13 protein-coding genes and 1 other annotated feature are annotated in these 15,577 nt (G+C 45.4%); of the genes, 11 read left to right on the top strand and 2 right to left on the bottom strand.

Annotation, left to right across the window (positions count from 1 at the left end; genetic code table 11):
• Positions 1 to 3: 3 nt before the first annotated feature.
• Both UJ203_RS10880 and UJ203_RS10875 read left to right on the top strand, forming a co-directional pair.
• Positions 4 to 2,067: a beta-galactosidase gene (locus tag UJ203_RS10880; RefSeq protein WP_322011451.1), complete on the top strand. Its 2,064-nt coding sequence runs from the start codon at positions 4 to 6 to the stop codon at positions 2,065 to 2,067.
• Positions 2,068 to 2,131: 64 nt separating this feature from the next.
• Complete coding sequence (locus UJ203_RS10875) at positions 2,132 to 3,418, top strand: arabinogalactan endo-beta-1,4-galactanase (RefSeq protein ID WP_322010686.1); 1,287 nt, start codon at positions 2,132 to 2,134, stop codon at positions 3,416 to 3,418.
• A gap of 49 nt (positions 3,419 to 3,467) precedes the next feature.
• Here the strand turns inward: UJ203_RS10875 and UJ203_RS10870 are convergent, their stop codons facing one another.
• Both UJ203_RS10870 and UJ203_RS10865 read right to left on the bottom strand, forming a co-directional pair.
• A complete protein-coding gene (locus UJ203_RS10870) occupies positions 3,468 to 4,667 on the bottom strand; it encodes a PP2C family protein-serine/threonine phosphatase (protein WP_322010684.1) in 1,200 nt (399 codons plus the stop codon).
• 29 nt (positions 4,668 to 4,696) lie between these two features.
• On the bottom strand, positions 4,697 to 5,503 hold the full coding sequence (locus tag UJ203_RS10865) for an alpha/beta hydrolase (protein WP_322010682.1): 807 nt from the start codon (positions 5,501 to 5,503) through the stop codon (positions 4,697 to 4,699).
• Between the two features lie 307 nt (positions 5,504 to 5,810).
• Here UJ203_RS10865 and UJ203_RS10860 point away from each other — a divergent pair, with 307 nt between their 5' ends.
• The 9 genes from UJ203_RS10860 to UJ203_RS10820 all read left to right on the top strand — a co-directional run bounded on the left by UJ203_RS10860 (position 5,811) and on the right by UJ203_RS10820 (position 15,423).
• The gene (locus UJ203_RS10860; RefSeq protein WP_322010680.1) at positions 5,811 to 6,713 is read left to right on the top strand and encodes an ABC transporter ATP-binding protein; all 903 of its coding nucleotides are present in this window, start codon (positions 5,811 to 5,813) and stop codon (positions 6,711 to 6,713) included.
• 1 nt (position 6,714) lies between these two features.
• Positions 6,715 to 7,452, top strand: coding sequence for an ABC transporter permease (locus UJ203_RS10855; protein WP_248338623.1), 738 nt, complete (start codon positions 6,715 to 6,717; stop codon positions 7,450 to 7,452).
• Between the two features lie 3 nt (positions 7,453 to 7,455).
• On the top strand, positions 7,456 to 8,571 hold the full coding sequence (locus UJ203_RS10850; protein ID WP_322010677.1) for a sensor histidine kinase: 1,116 nt from the start codon (positions 7,456 to 7,458) through the stop codon (positions 8,569 to 8,571).
• A gap of 16 nt (positions 8,572 to 8,587) precedes the next feature.
• Positions 8,588 to 9,190: a two-component system response regulator YvfU gene (gene yvfU, locus UJ203_RS10845; RefSeq protein WP_024122907.1), complete on the top strand. Its 603-nt coding sequence runs from the start codon at positions 8,588 to 8,590 to the stop codon at positions 9,188 to 9,190.
• Positions 9,191 to 9,626: 436 nt separating this feature from the next.
• Positions 9,627 to 10,343 carry a lactate utilization iron-sulfur protein LutA gene (gene lutA / locus UJ203_RS10840; RefSeq protein ID WP_024122905.1) on the top strand — a complete coding sequence of 239 codons (717 nt, stop codon included), beginning with the start codon at positions 9,627 to 9,629 and terminating at the stop codon, positions 10,341 to 10,343.
• Positions 10,344 to 10,370: 27 nt separating this feature from the next.
• On the top strand, positions 10,371 to 11,810 hold the full coding sequence (gene lutB, locus UJ203_RS10835) for a lactate utilization iron-sulfur protein LutB (RefSeq protein WP_095712986.1): 1,440 nt from the start codon (positions 10,371 to 10,373) through the stop codon (positions 11,808 to 11,810).
• Positions 11,810 to 12,532, top strand: a complete 723-nt coding sequence (lutC, locus tag UJ203_RS10830; protein WP_322010670.1) for a lactate utilization protein LutC — start codon at positions 11,810 to 11,812, stop codon at positions 12,530 to 12,532. The genes lutB and lutC overlap by 1 nt, the downstream gene beginning before the upstream one ends.
• A 107-nt stretch (positions 12,533 to 12,639) precedes the next feature.
• On the top strand, positions 12,640 to 13,674 hold the full coding sequence (locus tag UJ203_RS10825) for a glycosyl hydrolase family 18 protein (RefSeq protein WP_322010668.1): 1,035 nt from the start codon (positions 12,640 to 12,642) through the stop codon (positions 13,672 to 13,674).
• 97 nt (positions 13,675 to 13,771) lie between these two features.
• Positions 13,772 to 14,010 (top strand) — a binding site (T-box leader).
• A 69-nt stretch (positions 14,011 to 14,079) separates the two neighbouring features.
• A complete protein-coding gene (locus tag UJ203_RS10820) occupies positions 14,080 to 15,423 on the top strand; it encodes an amino acid permease (RefSeq protein WP_044159165.1) in 1,344 nt (447 codons plus the stop codon).
• The last annotated feature ends 154 nt before the right edge of the window (positions 15,424 to 15,577 follow it).

Genomic DNA, 15,577 nt, shown 5'->3' with positions numbered 1-15,577 from the left:
AAAATCATGTCAAAGCTTGAAAAAAAGCACGTTACAAAAGCGAAGTTTATGCTCCACGGAGGAGACTACAACCCTGATCAATGGCTGGATCGGCCGGATATTTTAGCCGACGATATAAAGCTGATGAAGCTTTCACATACCAATACGTTTTCTGTCGGCATTTTTGCATGGAGTGCACTTGAGCCGGAGGAAGGTGTATATCAATTTGAATGGCTTGATGATATTTTTGACCGTATCCACAGTATCGGCGGCCGTGTCATTTTAGCAACGCCGAGCGGAGCGCGTCCTGCCTGGCTGTCGCAAACCTACCCTGAAGTGCTGAGAGTCAATGCCTCAAGAGTGAAACAGCTGCACGGCGGACGGCATAACCACTGCCTGACGTCCAAGGTCTATCGTGAAAAAACGCGGCACATCAACCGTTTATTAGCAGAAAGGTACCGCGGTCATCCGGCGCTTTTGATGTGGCATATTTCCAATGAATATGGAGGAGAATGCCACTGTGACCAATGTCAGCAAGCTTTCAGAGAGTGGCTGAAAACGAAATATGACAATAGTCTCAAGATATTGAATAACGCGTGGTGGACGCCGTTTTGGAGTCATACATTCAATGACTGGTCACAAATTGAAAGCCCTTCCCCGATTGGAGAAAATGGCTTGCACGGCCTGAACTTAGACTGGCGCCGGTTTGTCACGGATCAAACCATTTCCTTTTATGAAAATGAAATCGTACCGCTGAAAGAGCTGACGCCGGACATTCCGATAACAACGAATTTTATGGGTGATACACCAGATTTAATTCCTTATCAGGGTCTCGACTACAGCAAATTTGCAAAGCATGTGGATGTCATCAGCTGGGACGCTTATCCTGTGTGGCACAATGATTGGGAAAGCACAGCAGATTTGGCGATGAAGGTCGGCTTTATCAATGATCTGTACAGAAGCCTCAAGCAGCAGCCCTTTTTATTAATGGAGTGTACGCCTAGCGCTGTCAATTGGCATAACGTAAACAAAGCGAAACGTCCGGGCATGAACCTGCTTTCATCTATGCAAATGATTGCCCACGGATCAGACAGCGTCCTCTATTTCCAATTTCGAAAATCACGAGGATCATCGGAAAAACTGCATGGGGCGATTGTGGATCATGACAACAGCACAAAGAACCGCGTCTTTCAAGAAGTGGCAAAAGTCGGGGAGACATTGGAACAGCTGTCTGAAGTCGTTGGAACGAAGAGACCGTCTGAAGCTGCTATTTTGTATGATTGGGAAAATAATTGGGCGCTTGAGGACGCTCAGGGATTTGCAAGAGCGACAAAGCGTTATCCGCAAACACTGCAGCAGCATTACCGCACATTCTGGGAACAGGATATCCCGGTCGACGTCATTACAAAAGAACAAGATTTTTCAGCGTATAAGCTGCTGATCGTCCCCATGCTGTATGTAATCAGTGAAGAAACCATCACGCGATTAAAGAAGTTTACGGCTAACGGCGGAACCTTGGTGATGACGTATATCAGCGGAATCGTCAACGAGCATGACTTAACGTATACAGGCGGCTGGCACCCAGACTTGCAAACGATATTTGGAATTGAGCCGCTCGAAACAGATACGCTGTATCCGAAAGACCGAAATGCCGTCAGCTACCGCAATCAAACGTATGAAATGAAAGATTATGCAACGGTGATCGAATTGAAAGCCGCAACGGCAGAGGGTGTGTATCAGGATGGTTTTTATGCGCATATCCCTGCGGTTACAAGCCATCAATATGAACAAGGAAAAGCGTATTTTATCGGCGCGCGTTTAGAGGATCAATTTCACCGGGATTTTTATCAAAGTTTGATAAAAGAACTGTCTTTGTCTCCGGTTTTTCCGGTTAAGCATGGTAAAGGCGTCTCCGTACAGGCCAGACAGGATCAGCACAATGACTATATCTTCATCATGAATTTTACGGAACAACAGCAGCTGGTTTCGTTTGATAAGCGTGTGAAGGATATCGTTACTGGTGAAATGCTTTCAGGAGACCTGATCTTGGAAAAATATGAAGTGAGAATTGTCGTGAACTCACATTAAGGTGTGCCTCCGCTCTATATGGGCGGGGTGTTTTTTGAAATCACTTACGTGAGAGGGTGGAAATATGAAAAGCAGTATCATCATGCTGTTAGCCGCTGTTATCGTCTGGAGCGGGATCGGAAGTTCAACGGGATATGCCGCCGCAGAGGGGGAGAAATATGTGTCAGAGCTTCAGGCAAATGACCTTTTTGTTAAAAAGGTAGCGGGCATGAACAATGACTTTATCAAAGGAGTTGACGTGTCGAGCATTATTGCTTTAGAAAACAGCGGTGTAACCTTTCACAATGCAAGCGGGAAACGTCAGGACATCTTTACAACCTTAAAGCAAGCAGGCGTCAACTATGTCCGCGTCCGCATTTGGAATGACCCGTATAACGCTTATGGCAATGGTTATGGAGGAGGCAATAATGATGTTCAAAAAGCCATCCAAATCGGAAAAAGAGCAACCGCGAACGGGATGAAGCTGCTGGCAGATTTTCATTATTCCGATTTCTGGGCAGATCCTGCAAAACAGAAGGTGCCAAAGGCTTGGGCGAACTTAAGCTTCGAAGCTAAGAAAGCGAAGCTCTATGAATTTACAAAACAAAGTCTGCAAGCCATGGTCAAGGAAGGCATTGATATCGGTATGGTACAGGTCGGAAACGAAACAACAGGAGCATTTGCCGGGGAAACGGATTGGAAGAAGATGAGTCAATTATTCAATGAAGGAAGCCGGGCAGTCAGGGAAACAAATCGTGACATATTGGTCGCGCTGCATTTCACCAACCCAGAAACGTCAGGACGATATTCATATATTGCTGAAACCCTCAACAAAAACAAAGTCGATTATGATGTATTTGCCAGCTCATATTATCCATTCTGGCACGGTACGTTACACAATTTGTCCTCCGTGCTGAAAGCTGTTGCGGATACGTACGGCAAAAAAGTCATGGTGGCGGAAACGTCATACACCTATACGGCTGAAGACGGAGACGGACATGAAAACACAGCGCCTAAAAGCGGTCAGACACTGCCATACCCGATTTCAGTGCAAGGCCAGGCAAATGCCGTAAGAGATGTGATGGACGCAGTGGCAAAGACAGGAACAGCCGGATTGGGCGTTTTTTATTGGGAGCCTGCGTGGATTCCGGTCGGCCCGAAGACGCAATTGGAGAAAAATAAAACGATATGGGAAACATATGGTTCCGGATGGGCCTCCAGCTATGCAGCCGAATACGATCCTGAAGACGCAGGTAAGTGGTATGGAGGAAGTGCAGTGGATAATCAAGCTTTGTTTGATTTCAACGGACATCCGCTGCCATCCTTACAGGTATTCAAATACGCGGAAACAGGCCATATCCCGAAAAAATAATGAAAATCCATGAGGTGTAACAACGCATTGTTATCTCTCATGGATTCTTTTATTTTACATCTACTAAAATAAAACACTCATCATCGTTTTTGGGCTCAGCTTGAAGAGATGAGAGGATTTTGTTTTTCAGCTCAGCTATAGGCAAATCAGGATGATCCTTTATTAAACGGTGTAAATAACATGATGCCGTCGGGTCCATCACACCGTCTGTATACAGAAGCAGCCTTCCGCCGCATGTATAGTCAAGGGTGCTTGACTGAAACACCGCTTCTTCAAACATCCCAATCGGCGGTGCGGTTGCGTCCAGCGTTGATTGGGTTCCCTCGGCATCCTGCCATAATGCGGGCGGATGGCCCGCGTTGACATAATCAATTCTTTGCCGGTCTGTATCAATAATGAGGCAAATAGCGGTACAGTAATGCCTTGCTTCCTCGTCGTTTTGAAACAAACTGTGAAGATGGTAGTCTAATTCCTTCATGACTTTGTCGGGACTGATCCCTTGTGTCATTAATCGCTGGAATAAAGGATGGAGGGACATCGTAACTAATGCAGAAGAAATGCCGTGTCCCATCACATCAAGGAGGATCAAACCGTAGCGGTGCTGATCGATTTGATAAAATCCATATAAGTCGCCTGATAAGTCACTGGATGCTTTATAATACGAATCAATCTGAATGTGATCATTCAAGATCGGCTCGGTTAATGAATTTTCTTGAATCTTCCTGGCGAGTTCAAGCTCTCTTTTTGTATTCGATCTGAATTGCTGATTTTCCTTATTAATCGCAAGAAGCTGTTCCTGTTTCTCCTTCAGCGTCTGCAAAGCAATTTCCAACTCTGCATTTGCTTTCTGTTTGGCGAGCAGTGCTTCCTCGGCCGCGTTTCTGGCAATCAGCAGCTCATTTTCATATTCGTTTCGCTTCCGCATCGGAATGACAACGCATTCTGTTACAGCAGCCTCCTGATCCGTCCTCTGAACAGCGTTTACAAGGACAGGGATTTCTTCCCCATTGTTTGTTTCCAGGGAGATGTACATTTCCTCAATGTGTTGCTCCAGCTGCAAAAGCGGAACAAAATAAAGCTGATAAAAAAGCTTTGCAGGAACGGTTAAAAGAGCATTGATATGCTGACCGATCACCTGTTCCGATTCATAATCAAGAATCTTAAGCAATGTGTGATTGACAGCTAAAATTGTACCCTCTTCTGATAAAGTGAGGAAACCGCATGGTGCATGATTCAATTGTTGATCCATTCAGAGGGTCACCTCTATCCCTTTCGTTCCTAAATCACGTATGCTTTCAAATAATTGCTGATCAGCTGTATCGTCTCTTCAGGATGGCTCATATGCGGGCAGTGCCCTTGAGCCTTCATCTGTTTCAGTGTGCTGTAAGGAAGATGCTTTTGCATATATTCACCTACTGCCGACGGTGCAATGACATCATTCGAACATTGCAGAATAAGTGAAGGCACGGTCACCTTTGGAAGATCCCTTCGATGATCTGAAAAAAACGCAGCCTTTGCGAATTGCCGTGCAATGATAGGATCAGTAGAACAAAAACGGCTTTCCAGCTCTTCCTTAATTTCTGGCCGATCTGGCTGATTCAATACAGTTGCCGCAAAAACGGTTGCCCAGCCTATGTAGTTTTTCTCCATCATATCTATTAACCCAAGGAGCTGTTCTTCCTCAAAACCCCCGTAATACTCAGGCGGATCATTTAAATAGCAAGGAGAAGGCCCCACCATAATCAGCTGTGAAAAAAGCTCGGGACGTCGTAATGATGCAAGCATGCCAATCACAGCCCCGACAGAATGCCCCACAAACACGGCTTTTGACAGATCTAACGCTTCACAAACATCCAGAACATCCTGGGCATAGCCGTCAAGTGTGCGGTAACGATCCATATCATATGCGTGCAAATCAGAATTTCCCGCACCTACGTAATCAAATAGAATCAGCTGGTATTCGTCTTCAAAGGCCACGGCATTCCACACGCTCTGATCACACCCGAAACCAGGTGCAAATACAATTGGTGTTGTGCCGTTCCCCCTCACTTTCACATGATTCCTAGTTAAAATAGCTTGATCCATAGTCGGCTCCTTTCAGCCAAAACGACATGAAGATTAATATGTATATCATACCACTTCAAGGCGTGAATTGCGGGCTTTCTATGAAAGTAAATAGGCGTCTTGCAGAAAGGGGACATGCGGCATGGAGAGCTGGATTGATTGGAAGATGTAGCGGAAGGATTGCCTAGGTGCCGGATATAATATAAAGCGGTAATATCATCTGAATGACACAAATGACATTTGTCATCTCAAATCATGACACCCCTTACTAAAATCATCTGATCCGGTATTTTACAATCAATGTAAGCAATCAGGAGGTGCTCATAAAATGATTGAGGTTGTGTCAGTAAGAAATGTCACAAAACATTTTCAGCAAAAAACAGCAGTGAAGAACATTCATTTCAGCATAGGAAAAGGAGAGATTGTGTCCATCCTTGGCCCGAATGGCGCAGGGAAGACAACAGCGATCTCTATGATGCTGGGATTGCTGAAGCCAAGTGAGGGTGAAATCAAATTATTTAACCGTCAGCCTGATGAAAAACAGGTGCGTGAAAAAATCGGCACCATGCTGCAGGAAGTAAGTGTCATGCCGGGATTAAAGGTCTGCGAAACCCTCGAGCTTATCCGCAGTTATTATCCCCATCCATTATCCATGAAAGAGCTTGTCTCGCTGACAGCACTCACAAAAGAAGATTTGAAAACACCGGCAGAGAAATTATCCGGCGGACAAAAACGCCGTCTGAGCTTTGCTTTGGCACTTGCCGGCAATCCGGAGTTACTTGTATTTGATGAACCGACTGTCGGAATGGACACGACATCAAGACACCAGTTTTGGAAGACAGTGAACAGCCTGGCGGATCAAGGCAAGACCATTATTTTTTCAACTCATTATTTACAGGAAGCAGATGATGCCGCGCAGCGCATTTTGTTTTTTGCTGAAGGACGGCTTGCCGCAGACGAAACGCCGAAGCAAATCAGAGCAAGGATTCAGAAGCAGTCTGTTTCCTTTAAGGTTTCATCGGATGAATCATTGGAAAAGCTTTATCGGCATCCGGAAGTAGAACGAGTGACTCAAAAGCATCAGCGAATCAGCATTCAAACGTCAAATACTGATAAAGTGTTAGCGCTCATCTTTCAAGAAAACATCAATGCACATGATATTCGAATCGATCAAGGAACGCTTGATGAGGCATTTCGACAGCTTGCTGACGGGAACAGGGAGGCGATGTGAGATGAACATGCTGCGGAAACAGTGCATAGCTGAAATGAAAAGGGTGCTCAGGAATAAATACTTTGTGTTTTGGTCGCTTGTTATGCCGATTGCCTTTTACTATCTCTTTACAAACGTAGTAAATACCAATGTCGCTGACAAGGGCGCCTGGAATGCCCATTATTTAATGTCTATGACCACCTTCAGCGTAATGGGTTCGTCTATGATGACGCTTGGAATCCGTTTGGTACAAGAACGGGCACAAGGCTGGTCAGTTTTTATCCGCATCACGCCTCTGCCGGATCATATTTATTTGGCGGCTCAGATGATCGGGCAAAGTGTCATTCATCTTTTATCTATTACTGTCATCTTTCTTGCCGGCGCCATCATAAACGGCATTGACTTGTCACCGTTTGAATGGGTCATGAGCGGGCTTTGGATTTTAATTGGGGCATTTCCGTTTTTAGCGTTAGGGACTTTAATCGGTCTCATGAGAAAAGTAGAAACGGCAGCCGGGGTCAGTAATGTGCTTTACATGCTGCTGGCGATAAGCGGGGGCATGTGGATGCCGATCGAGGTTATGCCGGACATATTGAAAAACATAGGTCAGTGGCTCCCGTCTTATCATTTTGGGAGCGGAGCGTGGGCTCTTGTTCAAGGCGAGCTTCCAACCTGGAAAAATATTCTGATGTTAATCGCTTATTTAGTGATCTTCATGCTACTATTTAAGTATATAAGACGAAAACAAGAAGCGGTGTAATACATGAAACTCATAAAATCCATATTTCCCAAGCAATTCGGTTTTTTCCCTTATATCTTTTTGGTGTATACCATTATGCCGTTTCTTTCTTTATTGAGAGAATCAGGAAGCAAACAAGTGCTGGGATATGGCATGCTGCTCCTATTTGTTGTGACATATCGTCAATTGTTCGTCAGTGCGGACAGACCTTCATTTACGTATTGGTTATGCGCGCAAATGGCCATTATTTTTATTTATAGTTTGTTTTATCATATCAGCTATATTTATTTAGGCTTTTTCCCGGCAAACTTTGTGGGCTATTACCGTGAGAAAACGAAGTTCAACCGTGCTTTCTTTGGTCTTGTCTTCATGCTGATATTTCCTTGCGTGTATCATTTTCTGGCGGATTCGGCCTCGATCAGGGAGCTGTTTTCTGTTCTTCCGTTTCTGGTCATTATGCTGATTTCTCCCTTCGGAATTCGTTCCATGTTTCGAAGAATAGAGCTTGAAAAGAAGCTTGACCAAGCCAACGAACATATAAAGGAACTCACCAAAAGGGAGGAACGTGTTCGGATAGCCCGCGATCTTCATGATACACTCGGCCATACCCTCTCGCTTCTCACGTTAAAAAGCCAGCTGATTCAGCGGCTGGCGGCAGCCGATGCAGAACGGACCAAGATTGAAGCGAAAGAAATGGAAACAAGCTCGCGTGCGGCACTCAAACAAGTTCGTGAGCTTGTAGCGGATATGAGAACGGTCACCATGACGGAGGAGCTAGCCAACATTCGGCACATTTTAAGAGCGGGTAATATTACTTTTCAATACGAAGGGACCGAAGATTTTTCAGACATATCCCCCGTCACTCAAAATATTGTCAGTATGTGTATGCGGGAGGCAGTGACAAATATCATCAAGCACAGCAAAGCGACCCATTGTGCAGTCACCATTTCTCAATATGCCGACAAAATGACCGTTCTCATACGGGATGACGGAACAGGAGCGGTGAAGGAGAAGATGTTTGGGAATGGATTGCGGGGAATGCAAGAGCGGCTGATGTTTATTGACGGAGAGATGACTCTTTCAGACCATAACGGAACGGTGTTGACACTGACGATTCCGCTCATTAGAAAAGCAGAATGATAGGAGGACGAAATAGATGATTCGTCTGTTTATTGCTGAGGATCAGCGAATGCTTTTAGGCGCTCTGGGATCCTTGCTTGACCTGGAAGAGGATATGAAGGTCATCGGACAAGCGTTAAATGGAGAAGAGGCGCTGAAAGCCATTCTCAGGCTGGAGCCGGATGTCTGCATCATGGACATTGAAATGCCGGTTCACAGCGGGCTGGAGGTTGCAGAGGAGCTAATGAAAAAAGGCTGTAAAAGCAAGGTCATTATTCTGACAACCTTTGCCCGTCCAGGATATTTTGAACGCGCCGTCAAAGCCGGCGTACACGGATATCTTTTGAAGGATGGGGAAATTGACGATCTGGCAGATGCCATACGAAAGTGTGTAAAGGGAAAACGGATGTTCAGCCCGGAATTAACCTTCAACATGATTCGTGATGAAAATCCGCTGACTGTAAGAGAACAAGAAATACTGCGGCTGGCTGCTTTAGGCAAGACAACAAAAGACATCACACTTGAACTCTATTTATCTCAAGGCACAGTCCGAAACTATATTTCAGAAATCATCCAAAAACTGAATGCGAAAAACCGGACAGAAGCCGCTAGTATTGCTGAGGAGAAAGGATGGATTTAATGAGGAACCTGGTTAATCATACATAACTAGGTTCCTTTTATTTACATGGTTATTTTTCGGTTATCTATTTGTCCGTCCGCAAAGCTTGTACTATACACCAAGGTTACGGGATATGTCAGGTTCAGCCTTCATCGGTGCTTTTTTGTTTGAAACCCTTTTGCGCTAATGAGGGGAGGCGCGGGTTGGATCGTCCTTCTCAGTGCTCTTTCGTTCCTTTATCTCTTTGTGAAAACATATAAGAAATACGCAGGAACATTAAAAAGCAATGTCAGCCCTTTTGAACGCTCTGTCCTATGTACAGACATTTTTTTATTGCTGAAATCATTAGAAAATGCTTTCAATTTTGTGTCCAAATAGTGTACGATATTGGTAAAAGCTTTAACTTCAGGTCATCAGATGACCAGATCATATATTGGGGATGAGAGAGGGGTTCATCATGAAAGTCTCACTTTTTGTCACTTGTCTTGTTGATATGTTTCAAACAAACGTAGGAAAAGCAACGGTAGAGCTGCTTGAGCGGCTCGGATGTGAGGTTGATTTTCCGGAGGGGCAGATCTGCTGCGGCCAGCCGGCTTACAACAGCGGTTACGTAAATGACGCCAAAAAAGCAATGAAACGAATGATTGAAACGTTTCAGGAGTCAGATTATGTCGTCAGTCCATCCGGTTCCTGCACCACAATGTTCAGGGAGTATCCGCACCTGTTTAAAGATGATCCGAAATGGGCGGATAAAGCGCAGAAGCTGGCGGATAAAACGTATGAATTAACAGATTTTATCGTCAACGTCCTTGGGGTAGAGGATGTCGGCGCGACCCTTCATAAAAAAGCGACCTTACATACGTCATGCCATATGACGAGGCTGCTCGGCGTATCTGAGGAGCCGATGAAACTGCTGAGCCATGTGAAGGGGCTTGAATTCACGTCACTTCCGGGGAAACACAACTGCTGCGGATTCGGAGGAACGTTCTCTGTTAAAATGGCGCAGATTTCTGAGCAGATGGTTGATGAGAAAGTCGCATGTGTGGAGGAAACGGGAGCAGAGGTGCTCATCGGCGCTGACTGCGGCTGTTTGATGAATATCGGGGGACGGCTCGGCCGAAAAGACAAGAATGTCAAAGTGATGCACATCGCCGAAGTGCTCAACAGCAGATAACACTGGATACAGAGGGGGAAAAGGATCATGGCGATGAAAATCGGTACTGACGCTTTTAAAGAGCGGGTATCACAGGGGATTGATAATGAATTTATGAGAGGCGCTGTTTCGGGTGCGCAGGAGCGTCTGCGGACGAGACGGCTGGAAGCAGCCGAAGAGCTGGGAAATTGGGAAGAATGGCGGTCGTTATCTGAGGAGATCAGACAGCATGTCCTTGAAAATCTTGATTTTTATTTGGAGCAGCTTGCATCCAATGTATCAAGCAGAGGGGGACACGTTTATTTTGCTGAGACAGCTGAAGAAGCTTCCTCTTATATCCGCAGCGTGATTCAAAAGAAAAACGGCAAAAAAATCGTAAAGTCTAAATCTATGGTGACAGAAGAAATCAATCTGAATGAAGTGCTGGAGAAGGAAGGCTGTGAAGTCGTCGAAACCGATCTCGGCGAATATATTTTGCAGATTGATGATCATGACCCGCCGTCACATATTGTGGCACCGGCTCTTCATAAAAATAAAGAGCAGATTCGCGATGTGTTTAAAGAAAGACTGGACTATAAACACACAGAAAAACCGGAAGAGCTCGTTATGCATGCGCGCGGCATTCTCCGGAAAAAATTTCTGGAAGCCGATATCGGCATTACCGGCTGCAACTTTGCCATTGCCGACACGGGTTCAGTCAGCCTTGTAACCAATGAAGGAAACGGGCGGCTTGTCACGACATTGCCGAAAACACAAATCACTGTCATGGGAATGGAGCGCATTGTCCCGTCATTTTCCGAATTTGAAGTGCTTGTCGGCATGCTGACAAGAAGCGCTGTCGGACAGCGGCTGACGAGTTATATCACGGCCTTAACCGGCCCCAAACTGGAAGACGAAATCGACGGTCCGGAGGAATTCCATCTTGTCATTGTTGACAATGGCCGGTCCAACATTCTCGGCACCGAATTTCAGTCTGTGCTGCAATGTATCCGCTGTGCAGCCTGTATCAATGTCTGCCCTGTGTACCGCCATGTCGGCGGACACTCATACGGCTCGATTTACTCGGGGCCGATCGGAGCCGTTTTATCGCCGCTGCTCGGCGGTTATGACGATTATAAGGAGCTGCCGTACGCGTCTACACTGTGCGCGGCTTGTTCAGAAGCCTGCCCGGTCAAAATCCCGCTTCATGAGCTGCTTCTCAAGCATCGTCAGAACATCGTCGAAAAAGAAGGCAGAGCGCCGATCAGTGAAAAGCTTGCGATGAAAGCGTTCGGTCTTGGGTCTTCCTCTTTGTCGCTTTATAAAATGGGCTCGAAATGGGCGCCGGCCGCCATGACGCCTTTTACAGAGGACGACAAAATTTCGAAAGGACCCGGCCCGCTTAAAGGCTGGACGCAAATCCGCGACTTCCCGGCACCGCATAAATCAAGATTCAGAGACTGGTTTACAGACAGAGAAACAAGTGAACGCACGAAGGAGGAGCAGTGATGACGAAGGGAACCATTCAGAATCAAGAGAGCTTTTTAAACCGGATCGCGTCACGCCTTGGCCGAGACAGAAGAACGGGTGGCGTGGCCGTCCCTGAGTGGGAGCATCAGCCGCAATATAAAACATTTGAAGGGTATTCGGCCGATGACTTAGTCACGGTGCTCAAAAACCATTGTGTCAAAATCCATACTGAGCTGATTGAGACGGATTCAATCGGTCTGTACGATGCCTTGCGCGAACAAGTCAGCCGGTTTTCCGGAGGGCCTGTCATCATTCCGAAGGACCCCCGGTTTGAGGCTTACGGTTTAAAAAGCCTGCTCACCAAAGACTGGCCTGGTGAAGGAACGCAAGTCTGGGAATGGGATGCTGACCAAGGTGAAGAAAATATCAAAAAAGCGGAGCAAGCGAATGTGGGGATTACATTCAGTGAAATCACACTGGCCGAGTCGGGTACGGTTGTCCTTTATTCTTCAAAAGACATCGGCCGCTCTGTCAGCCTTCTGCCGACAACTTATATTGCCATTGTGCCGAAATCAAGCATAGTGCCGAGAATGACACAAGCCAGTGATATCATCCGGAAAAATATGGCTGACGGCATCACGGTTCCCTCATGCATTAACTACATTACAGGACCGAGCAACTCCGCCGACATCGAAATGGATTTGGTGGTCGGTGTTCACGGTCCGGTTAAGGCGGCTTATATTCTCGTATCTGACCGCTGATCTAAAAAAGCCCGGCAACTTATGCCGGGCTTTCTGCTTGAAAAAAACTTCATTTTCCAAAAAATTGGCCGATGAGAAGAATATGACGTAAAAAAGGAGGGAACGAAATGAAAAAATGGCTGATCATAGCTGTTTCACTAGCGATTGCGATCGTTCTGTTTATGTATACAAAAACAGAAGCAAAGGCGGCCGGTATGACATTAGGCTATACAACCGGGGATACGGCATCATACCATTCTCTTACGAAGTACCATAAATATATCAGCTCCATTGCCACTGATACGTTTGCGTTTGATAAAAACGGACGTGTGATTGGCGATGTCCCGGGCAAGCAGCTTACATACGCGAAAAAAAATAAAATCAAAACGTGGGCCGTCATTTCCAATTATAATGACGCTATTTATGATTTTGACGGAAACTTAGCGAATCGGGTCATGACTGACAAAACAGCGAGAAAACGATTCACAGACCAGCTCATTTCTTTGGCAAAAAAGCACCACTATTACGGAGTCAATATTGATTTTGAGGCAGTTAATCTGAAAGACCGCTCTGCATACTCAAGCTTCATTCAATATGTCTCACAAGCTCTGAAAAAGAAACATATCAAAACAATGATCTCCGTTCCGGCCAAAAGCGCCGATGATAAAAACGATGACTGGAGCTGGCCGTATGATTATGCGAAAATCGGGAAATATGCCGACTATGTGCAAGTCATGACTTACGACGAACACGGTATTTGGGGCGAACAGGGCTCAGTGGCAAGCACAAGCTGGATCAAGCGCTCGCTGCAGTTTTCTGTCAAAAAAATCAAAGCAAACAAAGTGATCATGGGGGTCCCTGCGTACGGCTATGATTGGGATCTGAAAGACGGAAGCAGTAGCTCAGCGAAGGAATGGAATGACATCAAGTCCCTCATTAAGAAGCAGAAAGCAAAGCCGGCATTTAATAAAAAAACAGGTTCTATGACGTTTTCTTACACTGACAAAAAGAAACATAAACATGTCGTTTGGTATGAAAATGAAAAAACAATCGAAACAAAAAGCCGTCTGGCGAAACAATATAAAATAGCCGGTGTCTCTGTCTATGCTTTAGGACACGAATCGGAATCCTTCTGGAAGGCCATTCAGAAAGGGACAAAATAACAATTTCTTTTTTCTCGCAAGTTATTGACAGAGAAAACAGAAGCACGTATATTATGTTAATATATTCAGATCATAAAATTTAAGTTTTTCAGAAAACTAAAACACATAGATTGGGAGCAGTAAAAGAAAGGTATCAGTACAGAGAGCTGCGGGATGGTGCGACGCAGCCTGATTCTTCTTTGAACTCGCCCGGGAGTGGTAGGACGAAACGGAATAGATTGAATATTCCCCATGTTTTAACGGCTAACCTTCGTTACAGGGTCAAAAAGCTGGATTCTTCTAGGAAGGATCAACAAGAGTGGTACCGCGGTCAGCCGAAGGCTCGTCGTCTCTTTATCTATTCGTATAGATAAGAGACGGCGGGCTTTTTTTGTTTTTGAAGACGAGAAGGAGAGGAAAAAGAGGATGAAAAAGGACAATCAGACGTTAAAACGCACGATGACGTCCCGCCATATTATGATGATGGCGCTGGGCGGTGCAATCGGAGCAGGTTTATTTAAAGGAAGCAGTTCGGCAATCGATGTGGCAGGGCCATCGGTCATTATCGCATACCTGCTCGGCGGCATTATTTTGCTGTTTATAATGCAGGGGCTCGCAGAAATGGCTGTGCGCAACCGAAACGCGAGAACCTTCCGTGATCTTGTGCAGCAGGTGTTAGGAAATTACGCTGCATATTTCTTGGACTGGATCTACTGGAAAATGTGGGTGCTTAACATTGCGGCTGAGGCTGTTGTAGCTGCGATCTTTATTCAATATTGGCTGCCGGGCTGCCCGATCTGGGTGCTGGCATTAGCAATTTCTCTTGTTGTTACGATTGTGAACTTGCTTTCTGTAAAAATCTTCGCCGAAACTGAGTATTGGCTGGCTATGATCAAGATTACCGTTATTGTTATCTTTATTTTATTAGGATTGCTGCTCTTATTTGTATCATTCGGTGATCACACAGCGGCCGGGTTTTCGAATCTGACAGAGCACGGCGGATTTTTCCCGCACGGAGGTACCGGGCTGATCACGGCCATGCTTGTCGTCATCTATTCCTATGGCGGTACAGAAATTATCGGTGTGACGCTGGCTGAGACAAAAAATCCGGAACAGGTTGTCCCGAAAGCAGTCCGCAGCACATTAACACGCATTGTCGCGTTCTACCTGCTGCCGTTTTTCATCATTGTCAGTCTGATCCCGTGGAATCAAGTGAATTCAGTTCCTGAAAGTCCTTTTGTGATGGTCTTTAAAATGGTAGGCATTCCGGGGGCGGACCATATCATGAATGCAGTCATCCTGCTTGCCATCATTTCCTCTATGAATTCAGGTTTATACGGATCGTCCCGCATTTTGTATACACAGGCAACTGACGGAAGACTGCCGCGGATCTTTTCTAAGCTATCATCGAAAAACGTCCCGATGTTTGCGATACTGATGTGCACTTCTTCTTTATATATTGGCGTATTGATTTCTCTGTTCGCCGGAAGCCAGACATTTAATTACTTAATGGGGTCACTGGGATATACAGTCTTATTTATTTGGCTGATCATCGGATTGGCCCATTTGAAATCAAGAAAACATCAAACAGAAACACCGGCTTATTATGTCAAATGGTTCCCATACACCACATGGTTTGCGATTCTGGCATTACTTGCCATTTTGATCGGGGTCATCATGACAACGTCAATTGTTATTACCATCATTACTGCGGCGATCTACCTTTTGATTACGATTGCGTATTTGGTCAAAGGACGCAAGCACCAGTAAATAAAAACTCTTGTCATTAGACAAGAGTCAGCTTGTAGAGAAAACGATGTTTTTTCTACAAGCTTTTTTGTTTCTTTAGATGCTTATTGTATTTTAGATACAGAAAAAGGCTCCCACATATCTATCCCTGCTTGGATAGGTATGTGGCAATCTT

The organism is Bacillus sp. V26 (assembly GCF_034296245.1).
Taxonomy (GTDB): Bacteria; Bacillota; Bacilli; order Bacillales; family Bacillaceae; genus Bacillus; species Bacillus halotolerans.
This window is presented reverse-complemented; position numbering and strand designations above follow the sequence as displayed.